Below are 22784 nucleotides of genomic sequence, written 5' to 3'. Positions count from 1 at the left end.
CGACGCCACTATCAAGGAAAGGCCGGGCTACGAATGTCAGCACACTGACCTGTGAGGCGCGGAAACATCGACAGTGATTCCACTTGCCATTTATTCGCTATATACCTATACATACACCGCCTGCCCCAACCCCAAAAACGACAGGCCTTCCTCTCTCCTTCCCAACTGGAGTTGTTCATGATGTTCAGCGTCCCACGCCTGACTTTTCCAAGCCTAGCCGCCGTTATTGCGCTCGCAGTCAGCGCAACCGTCCACGCCGACGAAGTCCAGGTCGCCGTAGCCGCCAACTTCACCGCGCCGATCCAGGCGATTGCCGCCGACTTCGAAAAAGACACCGGCCACAAGCTGGTCGCCGCTTACGGCGCCACTGGCCAGTTCTACACCCAGATCAAAAACGGCGCGCCGTTCGAAGTGTTCCTGAGCGCCGACGACACCACCCCGCAAAAACTTGAAGCCGAAGGCGACAGCGTCAAAGGCTCGCGCTTCACCTACGCCGTGGGCACCCTCGCCCTGTGGTCGGCCAAAGAAGGCTACGTGGATGCCAAAGGCGACGTGCTGAAGAAAAACGACTTCAAGCACCTCTCCATCGCCAACCCGAAAGCCGCGCCGTACGGCCTCGCCGCCACGCAAGTGCTGGCCAAAGAAGGTTTGACCGAGAAGGTCAAGGACAAACTGGTTGAAGGCCAGAACATCACCCAGGCCTATCAGTTCGTCTCCACCGGCAACGCCGAACTGGGCTTTGTGGCCTTGTCGCAGATCTACAAAGACGGCAAAGTCACCAGCGGCTCGGCGTGGATCGTTCCAGCCTCCATGCACGACCCGATCAAGCAGGACGCGGTGATCCTCAACAAGGGCAAAGACAGCGCTGCTGCCAAAGCGCTGGTTGAATACCTGAAAGGTCCAAAAGCCGCTGCCGTCATCAAATCCTACGGTTACGAGCTGTAAATGCCGCTATCGAGTGCCGATTTCTCCGCTATCTGGCTGACCATCAAACTGGCGTCACTGACCACTGTGATCCTGCTGGTCATCGGCACTCCGATTGCCCTGTGGCTGTCGCGCACCCGCTCGTGGTGGCGCGGCCCCATTGGCGCAATCGTCGCATTGCCGTTGGTGCTACCGCCCACGGTGATTGGCTTCTACCTGTTGTTGACCATGGGCCCTAATGGCTACTTCGGCCAGTTCACCCAATGGCTGGGCCTGGGCACCCTGACCTTCAGTTTCGCCGGGCTGGTGATTGGCTCGGTGATCTATTCCATGCCGTTTGTGGTGCAGCCGTTGCAAAACGCCTTCTCTGCGATTGGCACGCGCCCGCTGGAAGTCGCCGCCACCCTGCGCGCCAATCCGTGGGACACCTTCTTTACCGTGATCCTGCCCCTGGCCCGCCCGGGTTTTATCACGGCGTCAATCCTTGGCTTCGCCCACACCGTCGGTGAGTTCGGCGTGGTGCTGATGATCGGCGGCAACATCCCGGACAAAACCCGCGTGGTCTCGGTGCAGATCTACGACCACGTCGAAGCCATGGAATATGCCCAGGCTCACTGGCTGGCCGGTTCCATGGTGGTGTTCGCGTTCCTTGTATTGCTGGCGCTCTACTCCAGCCGTAAAACCAAAATGGGCTGGAGCTGATTGCGATGATTGATGTACGCCTGCAGCTGAACTATTCCGGCTTTGCGCTGGACGTGGACCTGCATTTGCCCGGCCGAGGTGTGACGGCGCTTTATGGGCATTCAGGCTCCGGCAAAACCACCTGCCTGCGTTGTATTGCAGGGCTGGAACAAGCCGAAGACGGGTTTATCCAGATCAACGATGACGTCTGGCAGGACAGCCGCAATGGGCTGTTTGTGCCGCCGCATAAACGCGCGCTGGGCTATGTGTTTCAGGAAGCAAGCCTGTTTCCTCATCTGTCGGTGCGTGCCAATCTGGAGTTCGGCCTCAAACGCATCCCGCGCCAGCAACGCCGGGTGGACATGGCCCAAGCCACCGAGCTGCTGGGCATCGGCCACCTGCTTGAGCGCCATCCGCAGCACTTGTCCGGCGGCGAGCGCCAGCGCATCGGCATCGCCCGCGCACTGCTGACCAGCCCGAAACTGTTGCTGATGGACGAGCCGTTGGCGGCGCTGGACAGCAAGCGTAAAGGCGAGATCCTGCCGTACCTGGAACGCCTGCACGACGAGCTGGACATTCCGGTGCTTTATGTCAGCCATGCCCAGGACGAAGTCGCGCGGTTGGCCGACCACATCGTGCTGCTCAGCGACGGCAAGGCCTTGGCCAGCGGCCCCATCGGTGAAACCCTGGCGCGGCTCGACCTGCCGATGGCCTTGGGCGACGACGCCGGGGTGGTGATCAATGGCAGCGTGAGTGCCTACGATGAGCACTATCAACTGCTGACCCTGCAACTGCCGGGCTGCCCGCTGCAGATCCGCGTGGCCCATGCGCCGCTGGCGCTGGGCAAACAATTGCGCGTGAAGATTCAGGCGCGGGATGTGAGCCTCAGCCTGCAGGGTGAAGAACACAGCAGCATCCTCAACCGCTTGCCGGTGACAGTCACTCAGGAGATTTCGGCGGACAACAACGCCCATGTACTGGTGCGCCTTGACGCCGGCGGCACGCCGTTGCTGGCACGCATCACGCGGTTCTCCCGTGACCAGTTGCAACTGCACCCCGGCCAGAGGCTGTGGGCGCAGATCAAGGCGGTGGCCGTGCTGGCGTAGAAACCTTTTGGCACGACCGCAAATGGCTGCGGTCAATCAGATAGACCGGCCTGATTTGTTGTCAAGGAATTCGCCAAATGCCTGACTCTGCGCTGCCCCGTGACCTGCATTACGTTGACGATACCCAGCCCGGCATCAGCCGCAAACGGCTGCGCGGCAAGTTCCAGTACTTCGACCCCGAGGGCAAGCGCATCACCGATGCCGACACCGTCCAGCGGCTGAACGCCCTCGCGGTGCCGCCGGCCTATACCGATGTGTGGATCTGCGCTGACGCGCACGGTCATTTGCAAGCCACCGGCCTTGATGCACGGGGCCGCAAGCAGTACCGCTACCACGCGCGCTGGCGCGAAGTGCGCGACACCGATAAATACGCGCGCCTGCAAGCGTTCGGTAACGCTTTACCCGCGCTGCGCAAACAGCTGGAAGCGCAGATTGCCGAGCCCGGTTTCACCCGCGACAAAGTGCTGGCCACGGTGGTGATGCTGCTCGACGCCACACTGATCCGCGTCGGTAATACGCAGTACGCCCGCGATAACAAATCCTATGGGTTGACCACCTTGCGCACGCGGCATGTCGACGTCAAAGGCAGCGCGATCAAGTTCCAGTTTCGCGGCAAGAGTGGCGTGGAGCATCAAATCACCGTCAAGGACCGGCGCCTGGCCACGGTGGTCAAACGCTGCCTGGAACTGCCGGGGCAGAACCTGTTCCAGTACCTGGACGAAGACGGCGAGCGGCACACAGTGAGTTCTTCCGACGTCAACGCTTACCTGCACAGCCTCACCGGCGCCGACTTCACCGCCAAGGACTACCGCACCTGGGCCGGCACCGCCATGGCATTGGCCGTGTTGCGCGAACTGGAATGGCAACCCGAATCGGACGCCAAACGCCATGTGGTGGCAATGGTCAAGGATGTGGCCAAACAACTGGGCAACACCCCGGCGGTGTGCCGCAAGTGCTATATCCACCCCGCAGTGTTGGAGCATTTCAGCCTTGGCGAGTTGTCCAAACTGCCCAAGCCTCGCGTTCGCAAAGGTCTGAAAGCTGAAGAAGTCGCGCTGGCGATGTTTCTGGAGCAACTGGCCGCCGACTTGCCCAAGCACGCCAGGGCGAGTTAACCTTTGCCTCCCTTCTGACTCACGGGATGACCGCCGACGTGAACACCTAAGCCTTCCAAAATGTACCTGCAACGAGCCGCCTGGCGCGCTTGTTGGCCTGTTCGACATTTGTTTGGAGGTGCTGATGACTGACGTCAACCGGCTGCCCGTACTCGTTTCCCTGCAACACCTGGCTTTCCAGTTCGCCGATGGCGATACCTTGCTTGAAGACCTGACTTTTTCGATTGACCACGCACCCACCGGCATTGTCGGCCGCAACGGGTGCGGCAAAAGCGTCCTGGCGCAATTGATTGCCGGGCGCCTGGCGCCCTCCTCCGGCACGCTGAAGTGTTCGGCGAGCGTGGCTTACGTCCCTCAGGATTTGGCCTTGCAACCGGGAGACACCGTGGCAGACATCACCGGCACTGCCGCCGTGTTGGCTGCCCTTGATCGCCTTGAGGACGATGATTTTGAACGGATCGGCGATCGCTGGGACTTGGCCAAGCACCTGCGCACCGCTCTGGATGCGGCAGGCTTGCAAGAACTCACGGCCGCCACCACGGCGAATCAACTCAGCGGCGGCCAACTGGCGCGGGTCGCAGTGATCGGCGCGCTGCTGGCACCGCCGCAGTTGCTGGTTCTGGATGAACCCACCAACCACCTCGACAACGCCGGGCGTGATTGGCTGCTGGGGCAACTGAAGAGGTGGCGCGGCGGGCTGGTCGTGGTCAGCCATGACCGGCAGTTGCTGAACACGATGGAGCGCATCATTGAACTGTCGCCCCTCGGCGCCCGTGTGTATGGCGGCAACTACACAGCCTATCGCCATCAGCGTGACACCGAGCAACACGCTGCCGTCGCAGCGTTGGAACGCGCGCGCCTGGAGCGCAGCCGCGAACGCCGGCGCCTGCAGAGCGACCACGACAGCCTGCAACGCAGTGCTGCCCACTCGCGCAAACACGCTGAAACCGCGAACGTCGACCGGTTTACCAAGGCGCGCTGGAAAGGCGCTGCCACGCAAATCGTCAGCACGGTGCGCAGCGCCCACCACGCGCACAAAAAACACCTCGACGCCCAGGTGCGCCAAGCCTATGAACACGTGATGGATGAAACGCCGACCCTGCTGGCCCTGCCCGCTTCGGCAGTGCCCAGGGGGCGGCAGGTCATAAACCTGGAAAAAGCGCAACTGCCCTGGCTGGATCCTTTGGCCCCGTCGAGCTATGTCACGCTGAATGTGATGGGGCCAGTGCGTATTGCCGTGCGCGGCCCGAACGGTTGCGGCAAGTCCACACTGCTCAAATTGCTCGCCGGGCAATGGCACGCTATCAGCGGGGAGTGCTCGGTGCGGGTGCCGAGTGCCTATCTCGATCAACGCCTGGCCTTACTGGATGGCCGGCGCTCCCTCGTCGAACAGCTCAACCTGCTGGGCACACCGCTGGCCGAAGCCGAACTGCGTACGCGCCTGGCCTTGCTGCAACTGGATGCACTGCACGTAACCCGGCCCGCGGGCCAATTGAGTGGTGGTGAACGCTTGAAGGCGGCGATGGCCGTTGCGCTGTGGCGCCAGGTGCCGGCGCAGATGGTGTTGCTTGATGAGCCGACCAACCATCTGGACCTGGAGTCGGTGCTGGCATTTGAGCAAGCGTTGCGCGGCTTTACCGGAGCAATCGTTGTGGTTTCCCATGACGAAGCATTCCTGCAGGCCATCAAGCCTACCCACACGTTGGACTGGCACGCTGAAGGCTGGCGCCTGGCGCCGACGGAAAATGTGGGGAGTTGAGAGGGTTGCTCGCCCGACGATCCGGCCTCGACGTCCGTGTACCGGTAAAGAGCCATCACCTCGAGCGAGCGAAAGAATGATAAGCCAATGTCCGGCGGCTGTCCCGCCGGGCTTTTCCGAATTTTACCCAGGCAAAGGATTACAGGCAGGTCGCCAATGCCGCTTGGCGACGCTTGGCCGGCATCGTGTCTTCGGCCGCGTAGTACTTGACGGTTGAGCCAGCGCCCGCGCTGCGCACGTCGGCGAAGTAGTCACCACCGGTGGTGTACACCGTAAAACCGCTGCCTTCGAGCGGTTCCTTGAAGCCGCCGGCATCCACGCCAAACACCGCTTCATCCTGCCAGCCGAACTGGATGCACTGCGCAACCACCAACGGCGCCTTGTCCGAGGCGAGGGTTTTGTACGGCGTGCCTGCGCGTGCTTCTTTCATCTTCGAGCCCGCGCAACCAGTCAGTGCTGCCAGGACCAACGCGCCAATGACTACCTTTCGCATGCCATTACTTCCTTGGAAAAAAACGCGACTCTACCACCGCTGGGGCGTCGGCTGGCGCATGCATGAACTTTCTTTCACTGTGACGCCAGGCCACGGCGCCTATAGTCGGCAGGCTCATTTTTAAGAAGTCTCCCTTCTGCCCGCTCTCCCGCGGGCTTTTTTTCGCCTGCGTTTCAAAGCCACCAGCGAAACAGATAGAACAGCGCCATGCTCAGCAAAACGGTGATCAATACGCTGCGCGTCCAGAACATCAAGGCCACCGCGCTGATACCCGCCAGCAAGTACGGGTTGGCAGGGCTCAGGTTCAGTGTGTGATCAGCCAGAAAGATGATCGGCCCGCAAATCGCCGTGAGCATGCCCGGCACCGCAAAGCCGAGAAACTCCCGCGCGCCACGGTTCAGGCGCACCGGCAGACGTGGCTCGATAAACAGGTAGCGGTTGAAAAACACCACCAGACCCATGGTCACAATCATGATGTAAATCATTGTTGGCCTACCCCCAACCGCTTGCAGGCATAGCCTGCGCTCATGCCCAACACACCCGACACCACCACCGCCGATTCCCAGTGCAGGTAACTCAGCCACACCGAAAACAGCAAGGACACCGCGACACACACCACCGTGGGCACGTCGCGCACCACCGGCGTGATCAAGGCAATAAAGGTGGCCGCGATGGAAAACTCCAGCCCCAACTGGTCAAGGCCGGGAATGCTTTTGCCGAGCACAATGCCGGCCAGTGTGAACAGGTTCCAGGCGATATAAAACGTCAGGCCCACGCCCAGGGCGTACCAGCGGTTGAAGGTTTCGCGGTCGTAGTGGTTGACCAGGGCGAAGAACTCATCGGTCAGCAAAAAGCCCAGGCTCATGCGCCAGCGGGTATTGAGCGAGGACAGCGTCGGGCGCATGTGCATGCCGTACAGCAGGTGCTGCGACGTCAGCAGCAATGTGGTCAGCACAATGGATATCAGGCTGGCGCCGCTCTTGACCATGCCGATGGCCACTAACTGCGCAGCACCGGCAAATACGATGGCGGACAGCCCCTGGGCTTCCAGCGGGCTGAACTGCGCATCAATGGCCATGGAGCCGGCGAGCAACCCCCACGGCGCACAGGCCAGGGATAAAGGGATGACGGCAATCGCGCCGCGAGCGAAGGCGTGATAAGGGACGGCAGTAGGCATGGAGACAGCTCATCGACAGACAGTCGACAAGCATGCCAGCGTCACGGGAAGTTTGTCTTGAACGATCGTGCTCAGGCCAGCTTGACCGACACCTGCTCCACCGCATCACGCGCTTCGCGCAACTCGTAGGCATCCTGGTTAAGCCGGTGGATCGTGTTGAGCAGGCGTTGACGCAGCACTTCATCGCTGAGTTTTTCGACCGCGCGCATCAAATCAAACGCCGCGGTTTCGTTATTGTCCGCGACGGAATCGAGGGTCTTGCGCAGGTTGCGAGTGGCACGGGTCACGCGGGTTCTTCCTTCTTCAGCAATGGGCAGGCACTTTAGGACATTCGTGTTTCATTTTAATTTCAGTCACTTGTGGCTGATTTGCCGGGTTTTGATCCACATCAATCGAATTCAGGATTTGACCTACATATTTGGATATCCGTATATTCGTATTTCCATATATTTCAAGGCCTCGGCCATGTCCGATCTTTTCTCCCCGCCCACCCTGTTCAAATGCCTGGCCGATGCCACTCGGGCACGGCTGGCGTTATTGATTCTTCGCGAAGGCGAACTTTGCGTTTGCGAACTGATCCATGCATTGGACGACAGCCAGCCAAAAATATCCCGTCACCTGGCTCAGCTGCGGGCCTGCGGGCTTTTACTGGATCGTCGTCAGGGTCAATGGATCTACTACCGCATGAATCCGGCACTGCCCGCCTGGGTCACTCAAGTGCTGGAAACCACCTTACAAGCCAACAGGCCATGGTTGCACAGCGACGCTCAGCGTCTTGATGCAATGGGCGACAGACCACAACGGGCCAGCACCTGCTGCTGAGCCATCGGAGCGTTAATTCATGCTTGTCGCGATTGCCATTTTCATCTTCACCATTGTCCTCGTGATCTGGCAGCCCAAAGGCTTGGGCGTCGGCTGGAGTGCAACCCTGGGCGCGATCCTGGCCCTGGCATCCGGCGTGATCAGCTTCACGGACATACCCGTGGTGTGGCACATCATCTGGAATGCCACCGGCACCTTTGTGGCGCTGATCATCATCAGCCTGCTGCTGGATGAGGCTGGCTTCTTCGCCTGGACCGCGCTGCATGTGGCGCGCTGGGGCCGGGGGCACGGTCGCCGGTTGTTTGCCTATATGGTGCTGCTGGGCGCATTGGTGTCGGCGCTGTTTGCCAACGACGGTGCGGCGTTGATCCTCACGCCTATCGTGATGTCGATGCTGTTGGCGTTGCGCTTTTCGCCGGCGGCGACCTTGGCGTTTGTGATGGGCGCAGGGTTCATCGCGGATACCGCCAGCCTGCCGCTGGTGGTGTCGAACCTGGTGAACATCGTTTCAGCGGACTATTTCAAGATCGGCTTCAACGAATACGCCGCCGTCATGGTGCCGGTAAACTTCGTCAGCGTCGCGGCGACGCTTGCTGTGCTGTTGTGGTTTTTCCGTCGCGACATTCCAGGGACGTACAACCCCGCCGACCTGGAAGACCCGGCCAGCGCCGTGCATGATCGCGCCACCTTCCGCGCCGGCTGGTGGGTGCTTGGCATCTTGCTGGTCGGCTGTTTTGCCCTCGAACCGCTGGGCATTCCCATCAGCGCGATTTCTGCGGCATGCGCCGTGTTGCTGCTGGTGATCGCCGCCAAGGGCCACAAGATTTCCACACGCAAGGTGCTCAAAGAAGCCCCTTGGCAGATCGTGGTGTTCTCCCTCGGCATGTACCTGGTGGTCTACGGCCTGCGCAACGCCGGGCTGACCACCTACCTCGCAACCTGGCTGGACACCTTCGCAACGCATGGTGTGTGGGGCGCGGCGATGGGCACCGGCGTGCTCACGGCGCTGCTGTCATCGGTCATGAACAACCTGCCGACGGTCTTGATCGGCGCACTGTCCATCGAGTCCAGCCATGCGGTGGGTGTGGTCAAGGACGCGATGATCTACGCCAACGTGATCGGCAGCGACCTGGGCCCGAAGATCACCCCTATCGGTAGCCTGGCCACCCTGCTGTGGCTGCACATCCTGGCGCGCAAAGGCATCACCATCACGTGGGGCTACTACTTCAAGGTGGGCATCGTGCTGACCTTGCCGGTGCTGTTGATCACCCTTGCCGCCCTCGCCCTGCGCCTGAGTCTCTGAAGGAAATAGCCTGATGAAAGTCCTGTTCATGTGTACCGCCAACAGTTGCCGCAGCATTTTGTCCGAGGCCGTGTTCAACCACCTCGCGCCGCCCGGGTTTATGGCGATCAGCTCCGGCAGTTTTCCCAAAGGCATGGTCTTGCCTCGCAGCCTGAGCACGTTGCGCGAAGCCGGTATCAGCACCGAAGGGTTGTACAGCAAGGGGAATGACGCGTTTGAAGGTAACCCGCCGGACGTGGTGATTACCGTGTGTGACAAGGCCGCCGGCGAAGTGTGCCCGGTGTATTTCGGGCCGGCGCTGAAGGCGCATTGGGGGCTGGAAGATCCCTCCGATGTTCAGGGCGACGAAGCAAGGCTCAACGCTGCGTTCAACACCACCCTGGGCATTATCGCCTCCCGTTGCCAGGCGTTTTTCGCGTTGCCCTTTGCCCGCCTCGGCCCTGTCGAACTGAAGGCTGAACTCGACCGCATCGCGCAGCTGTAACCTGAGAACCCAATGACGACCCTGCCCAACCTCGACACCACCCTGATAACGCCACTGCCAGCAGGCCCGGCTCACGCGCCGCGCATCCTGCTGCTTTATGGCTCCACCCGGCCCCGCTCCTTCAGCCGCCTGCTGGTTGAGGAAGCGGCGCGCCTGCTACGCCACTTCGGGGCCGACACGCGGATTTTCAATCCCTCTGGGCTGCCTTTGCCTGACGATGCGCCCGCCGACCACCCCAAGGTTCGGGAGCTGTTGGACCTTATGCAATGGTCCGAAGGCCAGGTCTGGTGTTCACCGGAACGTCATGGCTCGATGTCGGCCGTGTTCAAGGCCCAACTTGATTGGGTGCCACTGGCCGCGGGCGCAGTGCGCCCCACTCAGGGCAAGACGTTGGCGGTGATGCAGGTGTCCGGTGGTTCGCAATCGTTCAACACGGTTAATCAACTGCGCGTGCTTGGCCGCTGGATGCGCATGTTCACCCTCCCCAATCAATCCTCGGTACCCAAAGCGTTCATGGAGTTCGATGACAGGGACCGCATGAAGCCTTCGGCGCTGTATGACCGTGTGGTGGATGTGATGGAGGAGCTGGTCAAGTTCACCTTGTTGCTGCGCGACCGCCCGGATCTGGTGGACCGTTATTCGGAGCGCAAGGAAAGCGCGGACGCACTGTCAGAGCGCGTCAATCAACGGTCGATCTGATGACCTGAGTCGTCGTATGCTCTTGCCCTTTCTCGAAAGGACGCGGGCATGTTGACGATCTTTTTCTACGCACTGGTATTCGGTTTTGTGTTTTGCCTCTCACCCGGTGCGGTGCTGGCCGAAACCCTGCGTCGGGGTTTGCTGCACGGTTTCACCCCTGCGCTGCTGGTGCAATTTGGCTCGCTGGTGGGCGATGCGGTCTGGGCAGTCATCGGCCTTACCGGCATTGCCCTGCTGATCCAGCACGATACGGTGCGCGTGCCGCTGACCATTGTGTGTGCCTTGTACCTGGCCTGGCTGGGTGTGCGCAGCCTGATCGACGCCTGGCAATTGCCCGAGGCCGACAATGCGCCAGCGGGCACCGGTCAGAACGCATTGGCAGTCGGCGCAGCGATCTCCCTGGCCAACCCGAAGAACATCGTTTATTGGGGCGCCCTGGGCAGCGCCTTGTCCGGCATCGTCGGCGCCACCCCGAGCCATGGGCAAACCCTGATGTTTTTCGCGGGCTTCATGCTGGCGTCGGTGTTGTCCTGTTTCCTGATCGCAGCCTTGGTCAATCTGTTGCGCAAGAACGCTTCACCCGTGTGGCAGCGCATCAGCTACGGCACCTGTGGAGTGGTCTTGTTATATCTCGCTGTTCTGGCCGCTCAGGGGATATGAAGTTATATATCGCCGACAACTTATTCATGCAGCTTGTCTGAATAAACTCTGAACACCGGTGATTTTAATTAATCATGCGTTGACATTTTGTAACGGCCTGAGTAGATTGCCCCTGCCCGCAACTGGGGCCTTTTTTAAACCTCACAAAAGAAGCCAATGGACACAGTATCTAGTCGCTGTCCGAGCACCGCGTTTGCGGGCATCGGGCGCCAAACCCAGAATATGACAGGACTCGCCTCCCCGGTCCGGTAAGCTGCGCTAGAGCTTGATGCTCCACCGTAACTGCCTCGCCGGACGCCCGTCCGGTCCCGAGGTGTGTTATGACCCTTCAAATCCTTGCTTTGCCCGATATCCGTACACTGGCCGCAGCCTTGCGCGCCAAGCTGTGCCGTGAGCCCGCAGGCTTTTCCCCTGCCCGTTCGCCTTTTGCTGCACCTTCCCTCCACGTGCGCCCGGCTCCCCCGCTGGCGCACTGGCGTGTCTGCCCTGACAGCGGCCAGTTGCTGCAACACTGGGACCACGCCGACCCTCAAGACCCGCAGAGACCGAACGTTTCCATGCTGGCTCAAGCCAGCCTGATGTTCGCCTTGTACGTGAACGCCCGGGCTGCCTAAACCCGCTGGAAACAGCAACTTCCCAATGAATATCCTGGAGTTCTTTATGAACAAGTCCAGTAGTAGCCCGCTGCGCGCTAGTTAATTAACGCGTCAGCAGCGGGCACTGTAGAAGTTATGTGATTACTTATTTAAACCGATCGCGAAGTCCGCGGCTCGGCATGCTTTCGCTCGCCTGTATTCAGGTAAGTACCGGGTATGTTTTGTCGAGAATTGGCGACAGGAGTACAGACAATGAGCGCCGTAAAAAACACGCCACTGCACAAAAAAAATGGCACCGACACCGACACCAAACTGTCGATGCGTGCCGCCCGTGAAGCCCAGAACGGCCTGTCGGCCACCCTCGCCAACGTGCGGGCCACCCAGGACGGCTTGACCGAACTGGACGCCTCGGCGCGCCTGGTACGCGAAGGTTACAACGAAGTGGCCCACGACAAGCCGCCTCACGCCATCGTCCAGTTCCTGCAGGCGCTGAACAACCCCTTCATCTATGTACTACTGACCCTCGCCGGCATCAGCTTTGTCACCGATTGCTGGCTGCCGGTGCAAGCAGGCGAAGACGCTGACCCGACCAAAGTCATCATCATCATGACCATGGTGCTGCTCAGCAGCCTGCTGCGTTTCTGGCAGGAACACCGCTCGGCCAAATCCGCCGAAGCGCTTAAAGCCATGGTACGCACCACCGCCACCGTGCTGCGCCGCGAGCAAGTCGGCGGCCAGCCGACCCTGCGCGAAGTGCCGATGCGTGAGCTGGTGGCCGGCGACATCGTGCAGCTGTCGGCCGGTGACATGATCCCGGCGGACATCCGCCTGATTGAGTCGCGCGACCTGTTTATCAGCCAGGCGGTGCTGACCGGCGAAGCCTTGCCGGTGGAGAAGTACGACACCCTCGGCGACGTCACGCAGAAGTCCGCCTCTTCCATGGCGGCCGACCAGGGCAACCTGCTCGACTTGCCGAACATCTGCTTCATGGGCACCAACGTGGTCAGCGGCCGGGCGAAAGCCGTGGTGGTCGCCACCGGGCCGCGCACCTACTTTGGCTCGCTGGCCAAGGCGATTGTCGGCTCGCGGGTGCAAACCGCCTTCGACCGTGGCGTCAACAGCGTCAGTTGGCTGCTGATCCGCTTCATGTTGGTGATGGTGCCGATCGTGTTCCTGCTCAACGGCTTCTCCAAAGGCGACTGGGGAGATGCCTTCCTGTTTGCCCTGGCGGTTGCCGTAGGCCTGACCCCTGAAATGCTGCCGATGATCGTCAGCGCCAACCTGGCCAAGGGCGCGACTGCCATGGCCAAGCGCAAAGTAGTGGTCAAGCGCCTCAACGCGATCCAGAACTTCGGCTCGATGGACGTGCTGTGCACCGACAAGACCGGCACCCTGACCCAGGACAAGATCATCCTCGAACACCACGTCAACGCCCTCGGCCAACGCGATGATGCGGTGCTGTCCCTGGCCTGGCTGAACAGCTATCACCAGAGCGGCATGAAAAACCTGATGGACCAGGCGGTGGTGCAGTTCTCGGAGCAAAACCCGAAGTTCCAAGTGCCGTTTGCCTACAGCAAGGTCGATGAATTGCCCTTTGACTTTGTACGCCGTCGCCTGTCGATTGTGGTCAAGGACGCTGCTGGCGACCAACTGCTGGTGTGCAAGGGCGCCGTGGAAGAGATGCTGAGTATTTCCACCCACATGATGGAAGCCGGCGAAGCCGTGCCGCTGGATGATCGGCGTCGTGACGAGCTGCTGGCCCTGGCCAACGACTACAACGAGGACGGCTTCCGCGTGCTGGTGGTCGCCACACGCAATATCCCCAAATCACTCGCCCGTCAGCAATACACCACGGCCGATGAGCGCAACCTGGTGATCCAGGGCTTCCTGACCTTCCTGGACCCACCAAAGGAAACCGCAGGCCCTGCGATTGCTGCACTGCAACAAATCGGCGTAGCCGTAAAAGTGTTGACCGGCGACAACGCCGTGGTCACCAGCAAGATCTGCCGCCAGGTCGGCCTGGAGCCCGGCCAGCCACTGCTGGGTGTAGAAATCGAGGCCATGGACGACGCCACGCTGATGCGCCGCGTGGAAGAACGCACGGTGTTCGCCAAGCTCACGCCGCTGCAGAAATCCCGCGTGCTTAAAGCCCTGCAAGCCAACGGCCACACCGTAGGCTTCCTCGGTGACGGCATCAACGATGCACCGGCGCTGCGCGATGCCGACGTGGGTATCTCGGTGGACACCGCCACGGACATTGCCAAGGAATCGGCCGACATCATCCTGCTGGAAAAGAGCCTGATGGTGCTCGAAGAAGGCGTGCTCAAGGGCCGCGAAACCTTCGGCAACATCATGAAGTACCTGAACATGACCGCCAGCTCCAACTTCGGCAACGTGTTCTCGGTGCTGGTGGCCAGTGCGTTCATCCCGTTCCTGCCGATGCTGTCGATCCACCTGCTGCTGCAAAACCTGATGTACGACATCTCCCAGCTGGCATTGCCATGGGACAAGATGGACAAGGAATACCTGGCCAAGCCGCGCAAGTGGGACGCCAAGAACATCGGGCGCTTCATGATCTGGATCGGGCCGACCTCGTCGATCTTCGACATCACCACCTTTGCGCTGATGTGGTACGTGTTCAGCGCCAACAGTGTGGAAATGCAGACGCTGTTCCAGTCCGGCTGGTTTATCGAGGGCCTGCTCTCGCAAACCCTGGTGGTGCACATGTTGCGCACCCGCAAGATTCCGTTCTTCCAGAGCACGGCCGCCTGGCCGGTGTTGATGATGACTGCCCTGGTGATCGGTTTGGGCATCTACGTACCGTTCTCGCCGTTGGGCACGCTGGTCGGCCTGCAACCGCTGCCGCTGGCGTACTTCCCGTGGCTGGTGGGCACCCTGCTCAGCTACTGCTGCGTGGCCCAACTGATGAAGACGATCTACATCCGCCGCTTCAAGCAGTGGTACTGATCCCCCCGCCGTTCAAACGGTGGCGGTCGCCCGGCCGTCACCGTGCACTACAAGGATTTGACCCATGCGCGTGCTGATCTGTGCAGGTCGTCATTACGCCGACACCAAAAAGTCCCGCCAAGTGCTGGACGCCTACCACCGCCTGCGTCCCGTGCAGGTGTTGATTCACGGCGGCAACCAGTTCCTGGGCAGCGACATCGAGGAATGGGCGCGGGAAATGAGCATCGACGTGGTGCGCTACCCGCCCAACTGGCAACGCCACGGCAAGCAGGCAGAACGCCAGCGCAACCATTTCATGCTGGCCGACAGCCGCCCCGATGTGGTCATCGCCCTGCCGGGTGGTGACGACACATCCGAGCTGGTCTGCCAGGCCAAAGCCAGCGGCATTTCGGTGCTGACCGTAGAAAGCTGAATTCAAGCGAGGTGCATCATGCACAAAAAACATACCCCGATTCAAAAGGACGGGTTTGCCAAATACCGCGCGCGTCACTATCGCGGCGCTCGCCATACTCTGTTGTTGTTGCCGCCGGCCAAGCGCCGCGCGCTGCAACGCAATTTGATTTTTATCGGCGTGACCCTGGGCTTTATTTTGCTCATTGCCGTGTTTTCCAAGGCCTATGCGGCCGGCGGGTCTTACACGGTCGATGACGGCGCGGTCAACGACCCGGGCGAATGCAATGTGGATGCGTGGTACACCGCCAACCGGCATCACGGCAACGTTCACAATCAAACCCTGAACCCGGCGTGTACGTTCAGTGCACTGCCTTCGGTGCAATGGAGCGCTGCGCTGTCCCGCGCCAGCAATGCAGGTGAAGCAGAAACCCAGGTCAGCCCGCAAGTGAAGGCACAGGTGTGGTCACGGGAAGACCTGGGGCTGCAAATGGCGGTGTCGGGCACCAGCCATTTCGCGCTGGACCGACAACACGCGTTCGACGGCGCGGACTTGAACATCCCGCTGACCTGGCAACCCGTGCAAGCGTTGCGCCTGAGCCTCAACGGCGGCTGGACACATGCCTACAACGGTGGCGAGCAAAATCACCGACTGACCTGGGGCACCGGGTTTGAGTATCAGGTGGCGGACGCACTCACGCTGATCGGTGAGCGTTACGGCCAGGAAGGTGGCGACCAGGCGTGGCAAGCCGGGCCGCGCTTCCATCTGGGCAAGCGGGTTGATGTGGATGTGGTGGCCGGGCAAAGCCTTACCGGCGAGCGCAACCAATGGCTGACCACCGGCGCAACCCTGCGCTTTTAAGCCTTGGCTTGCTGTTCCAGGTGCAGTTGCAGCTGCGGGTCGATCTGCAACTGCGCCGCCAGCTCATCCAGGTAATCGCGTTCTGCGCCCTGTTGGTCATTGACCAGCATCACACTGGCCAGGTAGACCTCCGAGGCCAACGCCGGGTCGTCTGCATACTCGGCGAAATCCGCAGCATTCAGGGGCTTGGCGACTTCGGCGTCGAGCCACTGCTGCAATTGAGGGTCGTCGGTGTGGCGGCCAATCTCTGCGCTGATCATTTGCTGCTCCTGCTCATCGATCTTGCCGTCGGCTTTGGCGGCTGCAATCAGTGCACGCAACACGCCGTGGCTGTGCACCTCGGCTTCGGGGCCGTCAAGCTGGTCGACCGTCTGGATCGCTTGCTGCGGCGCGCTGGCCTGCTGGCGTTGCCAGGTCTGATAGGCCTGGAATGCCGCCATCCCCAACGACGCCAGCGCAGCGTAGTTCATGCCGCCGGAACGCCCTTGCGCCGGGCTGGCGGTGGGTGAGCCACCGAGCAAACCGCCGAGGCCACCCAGCAACCCGCCCAGGCCGCCACCCACCGAGCCAGTGCCGGGGCTGTTACCTTTCAATAAACCGCCGAGCAGGCCGCCCAGGCCACCGCCCGCCGCACCGCCGCCTTGCTGCCCGGCGCGTAACAGTTGTTCGAGTAGATCGCTGGTGTTCATGGTGTCACCCTCCTGGGCGCAGTATTGGCGTTAAACAACCATAGCCCGCCCCCACGGGAACACCATGACCGCCGGGCGGGCACGGCTTATGATGGCGTCATCGCGTCTTTGAAGGAGGCATCAGGTGAATCGCATCGAGCACATCCGGCTGCTGGCCGACTACAACCAGTGGATGAATCGCAAAGTCTACGACGCTGCCGGCAAGCTCTCGGATGCGCAGTTGGTCGAAGATCGGCAGGCGTTTTTCGGCTCGATCCTTGGCACGCTGAATCATCTGGTGCTCGGCGATACGGTCTGGCTCAAACGCTTCGCCAAGCACCCGGCCGGCTTCCCGGTATTGAGCGCGCTCAACGCTGTCGAGACGCCAACAAATCTCAAGCAATTAGCCTTCGTGGATATCCGCGAGCTTTCATCCCGTCGCGCCTGGCTGGACCCGCTCATCATCGAATGGGCTTACAGCCTGCGCGAATCAGACCTGGACCACCGCCTGCACTACTGCAACATGCGTGGCGTCGCAAACGACAAACCCTTCTTCGGCCTGTTGGTGCATTTTTTCAACCACCAGACCCATCACCGGGGCCAGGCAACAACGCTGCTGACCCAGGCGGGGGTCGATGTGGGCGATACCGACCTGCTGGCACTGATTGACTGATTTCAGCGCGCGCGGGACTGTGCGAAGGCTTGCATCAGACGTGGGAAGTCCTGGGGTTGGGGCAACTGTTCAAAGCTTTCGACGGCCGGGGTGGTCGCCCAGGGCAGTTTTTCACGGGTCCAGGTTTCCATGAAGGGGACGTAATCTTGCGCGTTATCCAGTAACGCCGCACGCACATTGACGAATTCGTCGATGCCATGGGGGCGTGTAAACAGCCAGCTCATGCAGTGCGGGCAGCAGTAATGGCGATCCACACCGTGCAGCCCGCCGATCACCGGGCAACCCTGGGTCACCGTGAAACCGCTGGCAGGAATCAGCGCGCTGAGGGAGAACGCGCTGGAGGTCATTTTCTGGCAACCGCTGCAATGGCACGCCATGGTGATCACAGGCGGCAAGCTCACGCTGAAACGCACCCGGTTACACCGGCAACTGCCTTCCAGCGGCTGATTTTCAATGCTCATCATTCATTCCTTTTTTATGATTTTTCGCGGCACAGGGTAGCGCGAACCGGCCCGGGAATAAAACCGAACGCCAGGCGGTGCGTGGGGTCACAACCATAAGGCACCGGGATAAACAGCCCGGCCCTGCTCACGCGTGTCGCCTTGGCGCATGCGCGTACCCCCATAAGAAGGAGACGCTTACATGGTCACTCACTTCAAAGTCGCCGGGCACTTGGCCTGCGGCCACCACGGCAATAACCTCACCTCCAGCACCGAGCTGAACCGGGTTAAATGCCGCACCTGTCGCAATACCGAAGCTTATAAAGAAGCCCGCCGCACCCAGCGTAATGCCTCGCGCCGCGCCGCGCGCAAAGCCAAGACTCACACCGCCGCCGACTGGCGCAGTGCGTGGACGCAACGCCTGGCTGACTTGCCAGGGTTGCAGCGCTTGCCACGGGGTTTCAGCGGGCAGCCCTTCGTTTGACGGTCCGGCCTATTCAGGCACAGAAAAAATATTGACCAGGTTCCCATCGGGATCATGGAGCAGCGCGGACGTATTGCCCCACGGCATTTTCGTCACGGGCATTGCGACTGCCGCGCTGCTGACCCGACCGAGCACAGCCGCCACATCGCCCACCTGAAACTCCAGGATCGCCGACCGATTACTGGCCGCAACAGCCAGCCCGTTGTTATAAAGGCCAATCAAGCGCTCGTCGCTGATGGCCAGCACCAGGCCATCGACGTGAATCTGCGCAAAACCCGGTGCCAGGTGCCGAGGCTCAACGGTCAAGAGGTTTTGATAGAACTGGATGAGTGACTCAAATTGCTGGGTGACGAGACGAACAGAGGCGAATTTCATAAAGAGACCTGATCAAAGGGTGGAGCACCACTCTAAGTCAGACCCTTGTCAGTTCCTGGCAGGAGCGTGCCGTGGGCAGCAAAAACCTCGTCATTGCGCCAGGTTTCCGGTGTAGATGACTGATCCTGCAAGCTTTTTCAGCTTTGCAAGCCTGTGATAAACCGCGCTTTCGACCTTGCATCCCCGCGCCTGGGTCTATATATTCCCAACCCTGCTTCACCGCGCTACCGCCCGAATGGCGAAACTGGTAGACGCATGGGACTTAAAATCCCCCGCTCGTAAGGGCGTGCCGGTTCGATTCCGGCTTCGGGCACCATGTATATCAAGGGCTTGCGTGATTAATCTCATGTAGGCCCTTAATGTTTCTGCTCCGCAATTTTAGACCTTGCACCGCAATTCCCGTCTCTGGCGTTCTGCCGACTCAATTCAAATCCCACCGCTTTGTCGACTGCTAAGCTGTCCACTCCACCAGAGGAACGCCGATGCCCAACTCAGACCTGCTCCCCTCCCTGCTCTCAAAACTCTACGAAAACCAGCTAGCCCTCGAAGCATCTATCATGGAAATTTCAAACTGGGTGGAGCAACGCGGATCCGCCGAAGTAGCCGAAAACGTGCGCGGCGCGCTGCACACCATCGACGAGAATGAAGAGTTTATTAAGCTGGCCCTGGCCGTGCTGATGTCACCTGACTGATCGTCGGGCGGACCGGCAGTTCGTCGGCTTGAATCGCCCCGCGGCTCAAACCTCGATTACTGTATGCACATACAGCATTTGAGATTTTACCCATGGACATCGACGAAGACACCGACTGGTGGCTTGGCAGCCCCACGCCCCTAGAAATGTGCCAACAGCATTGCCTGCTGCAGGAGAACGAGATCCAGGAACTGAACCTGCAACTGCGCAAGGCACGGGAGGATATTTTCGGCCTGATCAACATGCTTTCGGAGACCCAGGCGAAGAAAGAGGAGTTCGCCGGGTATCTCAGGCTGCGTGGAGCCGAAGCCGCCGACATGCGAAGGCAGATTGCTGACCTGACCGTTTCGGATAACGTGCACAGGCGGGAAGTTGAACAACTCAGAAAAAAGCTTCGGCCGGTTGCGGCACCATAGATCTAAACCTGAAATAAGACTGACCTGCAGAAGGTCGGATAACACCCACTTGTTAAAAAGGCCCCAACACCCTGACCAGGTGCGGGGGCCTTTTTGTTGGCGCTGGAAACCACTTACCCCTACGATGGTCTACCGGTCCCCTATAGTTGGTCTTAAATGCCACTCCGACTCAGTCGTCAAGGAGTTTGCTTGATGAGTAAAAACATTGCCCATCCCGGCGGGCCGCAATATGGCAGCGGTCGGCGCAACGACTCACCCAATGGAATCAAGCTACCGTCCGATTTTCTTACCAATGCTTGGAACCGCGAAATTGACAACATAGGTCGGAACCTGAGCATACCGATGATCCAGCAGCACGTCGCGCGGGCCACGGGGTTCGCTTGGGGGCTGCGCGCGGCTGATTTGGTCAACGAAGACATGCACAAAGCGATGGGCGAAGCTATTGGTCTAGCTGAACAAGCAGCGCTTGTGCGTTTTGAGCGAGGTAGCGATGAGCGCGACTGATTACCTTGATGACGCTAGCCTCCCGGTGCTAATTCGTACGCATACCGCCAGTCACCTAGCGCGCATGGCTCGCGCCCCTGACTTATTGACACTTAGCTTTGCGGTGGAGCGTGCGGAGGGTTTTGTAGAAGGTGTAGAAGCCGCTCGGGGACTGACTCCCGCCACGATTGAGGCATTGCTCGTGCTTCTAGACAATGCTGCTAAGGTGCGACGCCAGGAACTGACGCCCTGATTGGACCTACACAGCCGGGCACGCTCGGGATTATTGGTATCAACGCAAGTTATCAACCTAAATTCCCATCGACAAACTTGTGATCCTGCGCAGCTCAATCAGGCCTATCAGGTTGATAGGAATGGCTATCAAGCGTCTGAAAATGATTTTTGATTAAACCCCGTATGATTTGAGAAACAGTTTTATCTTGATCCTTCGCAGCCTTTACCAATCGACTTTTTGTCGACTCATCAATCAGTAGCGTGATCCTTTCATCATTCTTGTGCATTTCGGGCTCCATCTGCCACGCCAAAACCGTCTGACAATCCTACAGCTTAAACAGCTATAAAGTTCTTATTATCTGGCTTGAGAGCCAGCACTACCCTCTCTAATAACTCTGTATGCATGCTCACATGATAGACCAGCTATTTTGGCCCGGTCATAAGCCGCTGCCAACTCTCCCGCTCTTTTATCAGCCCGCTGGAACAGGTCGGATAGCACCATGGCGGAGCGGGTAGCTGATGCGCTTCGCTGGGTAGCGCCGGGATCACCGGGGCAGGCACTAGCGGCGAAATTGCTGGCTGCGACGTGCAGCCGGTTGCCAGCAATATAGGCAGCGCTAGCATCTGCAGTAGCATCTTTGATTTGTTCTCTTGCATCACTTCCCACCTTATTCATTGCCACTTGGCGGCGTTGATCTTCTTCACGAGCCTCGCTCACAGCCCTGGCAATCGCGAGAGCCTGGGCAGTGTCACGATCTGCAATCTGTTTCCCATAGCGCCAAGCGTCCACTTTCAATGTGGAAAAACAAGCAATGGCCATCGCCAGAAGCACAACGACCAGCTTCTGCACCGGCGTCATGCCAACACCTGCAGCGCCTTGTCGTACAGCGCCTGCCGAGCAGCCTGGCCATTGAGCCCGCCATTGATGCGCTTGGTGATCTTCGTGAAGTCCTTCTGATCCGCCAGCGTATTCAGTCCACGGGTGGACCAGAACCAGGCCGCCGACATCGTGGCGTACTGCGGTTGTTCCAGGAACTCAGGCTTATTGATCAGATCCAGGCCCAAGGCCTCACCACAGGCTTTGTAATTCGCTCGGCCAGTGATCTGGATCAGGCCCCGGCCACGATACTTTGAGCCGTCACCCGTCACGGTGTTGCCCAGATCGCCACGCCCTTCATAGCTGAGTTGCTGCGCCGTAGGCCCCCAAATCTCGCGCACCCAACGAAACTGACCCGACTCATGTCCGACTTGGGCGATGAAAGCGGCAACCCGCAACGTGCCGACAATGGCATAGCGGTTCATCGCCGTGTTCAACGCAGAAACGAAAACGCCGGCTTGTCGGCCGGCGCTAGGGAGGATCTGCAGCAACTGCTGCTCGGTGATCGGCATACTTTTCTCCAGGCGAAAAAAAACCGCTCAAGGCGGCATTGGTGTTCTATCGAAGGGTCAGGCGGGAACGTCAGGCCACTCAACGGCCTCTGGGTAACCGATCTGCTCGGGCACCCTGTTCAGCGCGACTCGGTATTTCTTCCAGGCTTTCAGTGCAGAAAGCTCAGTCTGGGTGGCTTCATCAACGTCCACGGCATCCTGCAGCGGAGCAACCGCGTAATCAGCGACGGTGCGCAAGCGGGCAATTTCAGCTTGGGCAAGCCGGCGCCGCGCGTGCGTGAAGCTCCACATCACCAACAACACGCTGAAACGGATTCTCGAAAAGTACTCAATCGACTATCCGATGTCAGGCGCAGGTGGCAACCGATGCGCCGCATAACCCGCATCCAGCAACGCAAACGACAAACCTGGCTCGCACTGCCGGCCAGCGGAATAGAAGAGGTAGGCCATGGCCAAGACTGTTCAGGAACGATCGGCCAAGGCTGCGCAAAAGCGGCTGGCGGTAGCCGAGAAGGAATTGCGACACAAGGTCAGACCGGGCATCGAGCAGGCCATGGAACGTATTCGGCTGCGCGGCCAGGTGCCGATCATCAGCGAGGTCCTGCAGATCGCCATCATGAAGATGGATCTGATGGGCGACGACGAGCTTGCGGACTTCTTGAGCTATCCGCGCCACGAAATCGTGATTAGCGCAAACGTGGGGCGAGCCTTTCATAGCGAAAGTCTGCGAGAATTACGCAACGATCCAGGCGACGAATATTTTTCGCCAGCCTGAGCTCATAAGCGGATCATTTCGTTATTTTGAACCCCGGGTTACTGCTAGGGTCGTGATTTATAAAGGGCGAGACGCCCCGTCAGGCCTAGAGCCATAGAACCTTGTGCGTGCGGAGTG

At 59.9% G+C, this 22784-nt stretch carries 31 protein-coding genes and 1 tRNA gene; 21 read left to right on the top strand and 11 right to left on the bottom strand.

The window, feature by feature from the left end:
* Nucleotides 1-177 precede the first annotated feature (177 nt).
* The 5 genes from modA (at nt 178) to AB4P94_RS21500 (ending at nt 5585) form a co-directional block, all read left to right on the top strand.
* Nucleotides 178-945, top strand: coding sequence for a molybdate ABC transporter substrate-binding protein (modA, locus tag AB4P94_RS21520; protein WP_395607343.1), 768 nt, complete (start codon nt 178-180; stop codon nt 943-945).
* Nucleotides 946-1626 carry a molybdate ABC transporter permease subunit gene (gene modB / locus AB4P94_RS21515; protein ID WP_033902954.1) on the top strand — a complete coding sequence of 227 codons (681 nt, stop codon included), beginning with the start codon at nt 946-948 and terminating at the stop codon, nt 1624-1626.
* Nucleotides 1627-1631: 5 nt separating this feature from the next.
* Entirely contained in the window at nt 1632-2711 is a 1080-nt protein-coding gene (modC, locus tag AB4P94_RS21510) for a molybdenum ABC transporter ATP-binding protein (protein WP_395607342.1), read from the top strand.
* Nucleotides 2712-2788: 77 nt separating this feature from the next.
* Nucleotides 2789-3826, top strand: a complete 1038-nt coding sequence (locus AB4P94_RS21505; protein ID WP_395607341.1) for a DNA topoisomerase IB — start codon at nt 2789-2791, stop codon at nt 3824-3826.
* 124 nt (nt 3827-3950) lie between these two features.
* The gene (locus AB4P94_RS21500) at nt 3951-5585 is read left to right on the top strand and encodes an ABC-F family ATP-binding cassette domain-containing protein (protein WP_395607340.1); all 1635 of its coding nucleotides are present in this window, start codon (nt 3951-3953) and stop codon (nt 5583-5585) included.
* A 139-nt stretch (nt 5586-5724) separates the two neighbouring features.
* On the opposite strand, the gene AB4P94_RS21495 is transcribed toward AB4P94_RS21500, so the two are convergent.
* The 4 genes from AB4P94_RS21495 to AB4P94_RS21480 form a co-directional block, all read right to left on the bottom strand.
* Nucleotides 5725-6078 (bottom strand): hypothetical protein, encoded by a 354-nt coding sequence (locus AB4P94_RS21495; RefSeq protein ID WP_395607339.1) that lies wholly within the window; start codon nt 6076-6078, stop codon nt 5725-5727.
* A 173-nt stretch (nt 6079-6251) separates the two neighbouring features.
* Nucleotides 6252-6563 carry an AzlD domain-containing protein gene (locus AB4P94_RS21490; protein WP_395607338.1) on the bottom strand — a complete coding sequence of 104 codons (312 nt, stop codon included), beginning with the start codon at nt 6561-6563 and terminating at the stop codon, nt 6252-6254.
* Nucleotides 6560-7255 carry an AzlC family ABC transporter permease gene (locus tag AB4P94_RS21485; protein WP_395607337.1) on the bottom strand — a complete coding sequence of 232 codons (696 nt, stop codon included), beginning with the start codon at nt 7253-7255 and terminating at the stop codon, nt 6560-6562. The genes AB4P94_RS21490 and AB4P94_RS21485 overlap by 4 nt, the downstream gene beginning before the upstream one ends.
* A gap of 71 nt (nt 7256-7326) precedes the next feature.
* The gene (locus AB4P94_RS21480; RefSeq protein ID WP_395607336.1) at nt 7327-7542 is read right to left on the bottom strand and encodes a hypothetical protein; all 216 of its coding nucleotides are present in this window, start codon (nt 7540-7542) and stop codon (nt 7327-7329) included.
* Nucleotides 7543-7720: 178 nt separating this feature from the next.
* On the opposite strand from AB4P94_RS21480, the gene AB4P94_RS21475 reads away from it, so the two are divergent.
* The 9 genes from AB4P94_RS21475 (at nt 7721) to AB4P94_RS21435 (ending at nt 16038) form a co-directional block, all read left to right on the top strand.
* Nucleotides 7721-8077, top strand: a complete 357-nt coding sequence (locus AB4P94_RS21475; protein ID WP_395611372.1) for a metalloregulator ArsR/SmtB family transcription factor — start codon at nt 7721-7723, stop codon at nt 8075-8077.
* A gap of 19 nt (nt 8078-8096) precedes the next feature.
* Nucleotides 8097-9380 (top strand): arsenic transporter, encoded by a 1284-nt coding sequence (locus AB4P94_RS21470; RefSeq protein WP_395607335.1) that lies wholly within the window; start codon nt 8097-8099, stop codon nt 9378-9380.
* A 13-nt stretch (nt 9381-9393) separates the two neighbouring features.
* On the top strand, nt 9394-9864 hold the full coding sequence (locus AB4P94_RS21465) for an arsenate reductase ArsC (protein WP_395607334.1): 471 nt from the start codon (nt 9394-9396) through the stop codon (nt 9862-9864).
* A 12-nt stretch (nt 9865-9876) separates the two neighbouring features.
* Entirely contained in the window at nt 9877-10563 is a 687-nt protein-coding gene (arsH, locus tag AB4P94_RS21460; protein WP_395607333.1) for an arsenical resistance protein ArsH, read from the top strand.
* A 48-nt stretch (nt 10564-10611) separates the two neighbouring features.
* Entirely contained in the window at nt 10612-11223 is a 612-nt protein-coding gene (locus AB4P94_RS21455; protein WP_395607332.1) for a LysE family transporter, read from the top strand.
* 320 nt (nt 11224-11543) lie between these two features.
* On the top strand, nt 11544-11837 hold the full coding sequence (locus tag AB4P94_RS21450) for a hypothetical protein (protein ID WP_395607331.1): 294 nt from the start codon (nt 11544-11546) through the stop codon (nt 11835-11837).
* Between the two features lie 234 nt (nt 11838-12071).
* Nucleotides 12072-14786, top strand: a complete 2715-nt coding sequence (gene mgtA, locus AB4P94_RS21445) for a magnesium-translocating P-type ATPase (protein ID WP_395607330.1) — start codon at nt 12072-12074, stop codon at nt 14784-14786.
* 64 nt (nt 14787-14850) lie between these two features.
* Nucleotides 14851-15198, top strand: a complete 348-nt coding sequence (locus AB4P94_RS21440; RefSeq protein WP_395607329.1) for an SLOG family protein — start codon at nt 14851-14853, stop codon at nt 15196-15198.
* Nucleotides 15199-15216: 18 nt separating this feature from the next.
* Nucleotides 15217-16038: a hypothetical protein gene (locus AB4P94_RS21435; RefSeq protein WP_395607328.1), complete on the top strand. Its 822-nt coding sequence runs from the start codon at nt 15217-15219 to the stop codon at nt 16036-16038.
* Here AB4P94_RS21435 and AB4P94_RS21430 read toward each other — a convergent pair.
* Entirely contained in the window at nt 16035-16727 is a 693-nt protein-coding gene (locus AB4P94_RS21430; RefSeq protein WP_395607327.1) for a tellurite resistance TerB family protein, read from the bottom strand. The genes AB4P94_RS21435 and AB4P94_RS21430 overlap by 4 nt on opposite strands.
* Before the next feature lie 124 nt (nt 16728-16851).
* On the opposite strand from AB4P94_RS21430, the gene AB4P94_RS21425 reads away from it, so the two are divergent.
* The gene (locus tag AB4P94_RS21425) at nt 16852-17379 is read left to right on the top strand and encodes a DinB family protein (RefSeq protein ID WP_395607326.1); all 528 of its coding nucleotides are present in this window, start codon (nt 16852-16854) and stop codon (nt 17377-17379) included.
* A gap of 2 nt (nt 17380-17381) precedes the next feature.
* On the opposite strand, the gene AB4P94_RS21420 is transcribed toward AB4P94_RS21425, so the two are convergent.
* A complete protein-coding gene (locus AB4P94_RS21420; RefSeq protein WP_395607325.1) occupies nt 17382-17840 on the bottom strand; it encodes a GFA family protein in 459 nt (152 codons plus the stop codon).
* A gap of 181 nt (nt 17841-18021) precedes the next feature.
* On the opposite strand from AB4P94_RS21420, the gene AB4P94_RS21415 reads away from it, so the two are divergent.
* Nucleotides 18022-18303 (top strand): hypothetical protein, encoded by a 282-nt coding sequence (locus AB4P94_RS21415; protein ID WP_395607324.1) that lies wholly within the window; start codon nt 18022-18024, stop codon nt 18301-18303.
* 9 nt (nt 18304-18312) lie between these two features.
* Here AB4P94_RS21415 and AB4P94_RS21410 read toward each other — a convergent pair whose 3' ends face one another.
* The gene (locus tag AB4P94_RS21410) at nt 18313-18678 is read right to left on the bottom strand and encodes a VOC family protein (RefSeq protein WP_395607323.1); all 366 of its coding nucleotides are present in this window, start codon (nt 18676-18678) and stop codon (nt 18313-18315) included.
* 229 nt (nt 18679-18907) lie between these two features.
* On the opposite strand from AB4P94_RS21410, the gene AB4P94_RS21405 reads away from it, so the two are divergent.
* The 4 genes from AB4P94_RS21405 to AB4P94_RS21390 all read left to right on the top strand — a co-directional run bounded on the left by AB4P94_RS21405 (nt 18908) and on the right by AB4P94_RS21390 (nt 20290).
* Nucleotides 18908-18994 (top strand) — tRNA-Leu (locus tag AB4P94_RS21405).
* Nucleotides 18995-19160: 166 nt separating this feature from the next.
* Complete coding sequence (locus AB4P94_RS21400) at nt 19161-19370, top strand: hypothetical protein (protein WP_395607322.1); 210 nt, start codon at nt 19161-19163, stop codon at nt 19368-19370.
* Between the two features lie 92 nt (nt 19371-19462).
* Nucleotides 19463-19786, top strand: coding sequence for a hypothetical protein (locus AB4P94_RS21395; RefSeq protein ID WP_395607321.1), 324 nt, complete (start codon nt 19463-19465; stop codon nt 19784-19786).
* A 192-nt stretch (nt 19787-19978) separates the two neighbouring features.
* A complete protein-coding gene (locus AB4P94_RS21390; protein ID WP_080520048.1) occupies nt 19979-20290 on the top strand; it encodes a hypothetical protein in 312 nt (103 codons plus the stop codon).
* Between the two features lie 326 nt (nt 20291-20616).
* Here AB4P94_RS21390 and AB4P94_RS21385 read toward each other — a convergent pair whose 3' ends face one another.
* The 4 genes from AB4P94_RS21385 to AB4P94_RS21370 form a co-directional block, all read right to left on the bottom strand.
* Nucleotides 20617-20790: a hypothetical protein gene (locus AB4P94_RS21385; RefSeq protein ID WP_177007558.1), complete on the bottom strand. Its 174-nt coding sequence runs from the start codon at nt 20788-20790 to the stop codon at nt 20617-20619.
* Nucleotides 20791-20858: 68 nt separating this feature from the next.
* Nucleotides 20859-21362 (bottom strand): DUF2514 family protein, encoded by a 504-nt coding sequence (locus tag AB4P94_RS21380; RefSeq protein ID WP_395607320.1) that lies wholly within the window; start codon nt 21360-21362, stop codon nt 20859-20861.
* A complete protein-coding gene (locus AB4P94_RS21375; RefSeq protein ID WP_395607319.1) occupies nt 21359-21892 on the bottom strand; it encodes a glycoside hydrolase family 19 protein in 534 nt (177 codons plus the stop codon). Before AB4P94_RS21375 ends, AB4P94_RS21380 begins: the two co-directional genes overlap by 4 nt.
* Before the next feature lie 57 nt (nt 21893-21949).
* Nucleotides 21950-22195, bottom strand: a complete 246-nt coding sequence (locus tag AB4P94_RS21370) for a tail fiber assembly protein (protein ID WP_395607318.1) — start codon at nt 22193-22195, stop codon at nt 21950-21952.
* 145 nt (nt 22196-22340) lie between these two features.
* Between AB4P94_RS21370 and AB4P94_RS21365 the strand changes: the two genes are divergently transcribed.
* Nucleotides 22341-22667, top strand: coding sequence for a hypothetical protein (locus tag AB4P94_RS21365; RefSeq protein WP_395607317.1), 327 nt, complete (start codon nt 22341-22343; stop codon nt 22665-22667).
* The last annotated feature ends 117 nt before the right edge of the window (nt 22668-22784 follow it).

The organism is Pseudomonas sp. B22129 (assembly GCF_044218875.1).
Lineage (GTDB): Bacteria > Pseudomonadota > Gammaproteobacteria > Pseudomonadales > Pseudomonadaceae > Aquipseudomonas.
The sequence above is the reverse complement of the archived record's forward strand: the minus strand, read 5'-3'. Positions and strand labels throughout refer to the sequence as shown.

What these genes read in the sequence shown, in the direction of transcription:
- AB4P94_RS21455 (WP_395607332.1), top strand. Translation starts at nt 10,612, where the DNA reads ATGTTGACGATCTTTTTCTACGCACTGGTATTCGGTTTTGTGTTTTGC.
- AB4P94_RS21475 (WP_395611372.1), top strand. Translation starts at nt 7,721, where the DNA reads ATGTCCGATCTTTTCTCCCCGCCCACCCTGTTCAAATGCCTGGCCGAT.
- AB4P94_RS21430 (WP_395607327.1), bottom strand. Translation starts at nt 16,727, where the DNA reads ATGAACACCAGCGATCTACTCGAACAACTGTTACGCGCCGGGCAGCAA.
- modB (WP_033902954.1), top strand. Translation starts at nt 946, where the DNA reads ATGCCGCTATCGAGTGCCGATTTCTCCGCTATCTGGCTGACCATCAAA.
- arsH (WP_395607333.1), top strand. Translation starts at nt 9,877, where the DNA reads ATGACGACCCTGCCCAACCTCGACACCACCCTGATAACGCCACTGCCA.
- AB4P94_RS21435 (WP_395607328.1), top strand. Translation starts at nt 15,217, where the DNA reads ATGCACAAAAAACATACCCCGATTCAAAAGGACGGGTTTGCCAAATAC.
- AB4P94_RS21400 (WP_395607322.1), top strand. Translation starts at nt 19,161, where the DNA reads ATGCCCAACTCAGACCTGCTCCCCTCCCTGCTCTCAAAACTCTACGAA.
- AB4P94_RS21490 (WP_395607338.1), bottom strand. Translation starts at nt 6,563, where the DNA reads ATGATTTACATCATGATTGTGACCATGGGTCTGGTGGTGTTTTTCAAC.
- AB4P94_RS21395 (WP_395607321.1), top strand. Translation starts at nt 19,463, where the DNA reads ATGGACATCGACGAAGACACCGACTGGTGGCTTGGCAGCCCCACGCCC.
- AB4P94_RS21485 (WP_395607337.1), bottom strand. Translation starts at nt 7,255, where the DNA reads ATGCCTACTGCCGTCCCTTATCACGCCTTCGCTCGCGGCGCGATTGCC.
- AB4P94_RS21500 (WP_395607340.1), top strand. Translation starts at nt 3,951, where the DNA reads ATGACTGACGTCAACCGGCTGCCCGTACTCGTTTCCCTGCAACACCTG.
- AB4P94_RS21505 (WP_395607341.1), top strand. Translation starts at nt 2,789, where the DNA reads ATGCCTGACTCTGCGCTGCCCCGTGACCTGCATTACGTTGACGATACC.
- AB4P94_RS21420 (WP_395607325.1), bottom strand. Translation starts at nt 17,840, where the DNA reads ATGAGCATTGAAAATCAGCCGCTGGAAGGCAGTTGCCGGTGTAACCGG.
- AB4P94_RS21375 (WP_395607319.1), bottom strand. Translation starts at nt 21,892, where the DNA reads ATGCCGATCACCGAGCAGCAGTTGCTGCAGATCCTCCCTAGCGCCGGC.
- AB4P94_RS21440 (WP_395607329.1), top strand. Translation starts at nt 14,851, where the DNA reads ATGCGCGTGCTGATCTGTGCAGGTCGTCATTACGCCGACACCAAAAAG.
- AB4P94_RS21380 (WP_395607320.1), bottom strand. Translation starts at nt 21,362, where the DNA reads ATGACGCCGGTGCAGAAGCTGGTCGTTGTGCTTCTGGCGATGGCCATT.
- AB4P94_RS21450 (WP_395607331.1), top strand. Translation starts at nt 11,544, where the DNA reads ATGACCCTTCAAATCCTTGCTTTGCCCGATATCCGTACACTGGCCGCA.
- AB4P94_RS21415 (WP_395607324.1), top strand. Translation starts at nt 18,022, where the DNA reads ATGGTCACTCACTTCAAAGTCGCCGGGCACTTGGCCTGCGGCCACCAC.
- AB4P94_RS21365 (WP_395607317.1), top strand. Translation starts at nt 22,341, where the DNA reads ATGGCCAAGACTGTTCAGGAACGATCGGCCAAGGCTGCGCAAAAGCGG.
- AB4P94_RS21495 (WP_395607339.1), bottom strand. Translation starts at nt 6,078, where the DNA reads ATGCGAAAGGTAGTCATTGGCGCGTTGGTCCTGGCAGCACTGACTGGT.
- modC (WP_395607342.1), top strand. Translation starts at nt 1,632, where the DNA reads ATGATTGATGTACGCCTGCAGCTGAACTATTCCGGCTTTGCGCTGGAC.
- AB4P94_RS21410 (WP_395607323.1), bottom strand. Translation starts at nt 18,678, where the DNA reads ATGAAATTCGCCTCTGTTCGTCTCGTCACCCAGCAATTTGAGTCACTC.
- AB4P94_RS21465 (WP_395607334.1), top strand. Translation starts at nt 9,394, where the DNA reads ATGAAAGTCCTGTTCATGTGTACCGCCAACAGTTGCCGCAGCATTTTG.
- modA (WP_395607343.1), top strand. Translation starts at nt 178, where the DNA reads ATGATGTTCAGCGTCCCACGCCTGACTTTTCCAAGCCTAGCCGCCGTT.
- mgtA (WP_395607330.1), top strand. Translation starts at nt 12,072, where the DNA reads ATGAGCGCCGTAAAAAACACGCCACTGCACAAAAAAAATGGCACCGAC.
- AB4P94_RS21385 (WP_177007558.1), bottom strand. Translation starts at nt 20,790, where the DNA reads ATGCACAAGAATGATGAAAGGATCACGCTACTGATTGATGAGTCGACA.
- AB4P94_RS21390 (WP_080520048.1), top strand. Translation starts at nt 19,979, where the DNA reads ATGAGTAAAAACATTGCCCATCCCGGCGGGCCGCAATATGGCAGCGGT.
- AB4P94_RS21470 (WP_395607335.1), top strand. Translation starts at nt 8,097, where the DNA reads ATGCTTGTCGCGATTGCCATTTTCATCTTCACCATTGTCCTCGTGATC.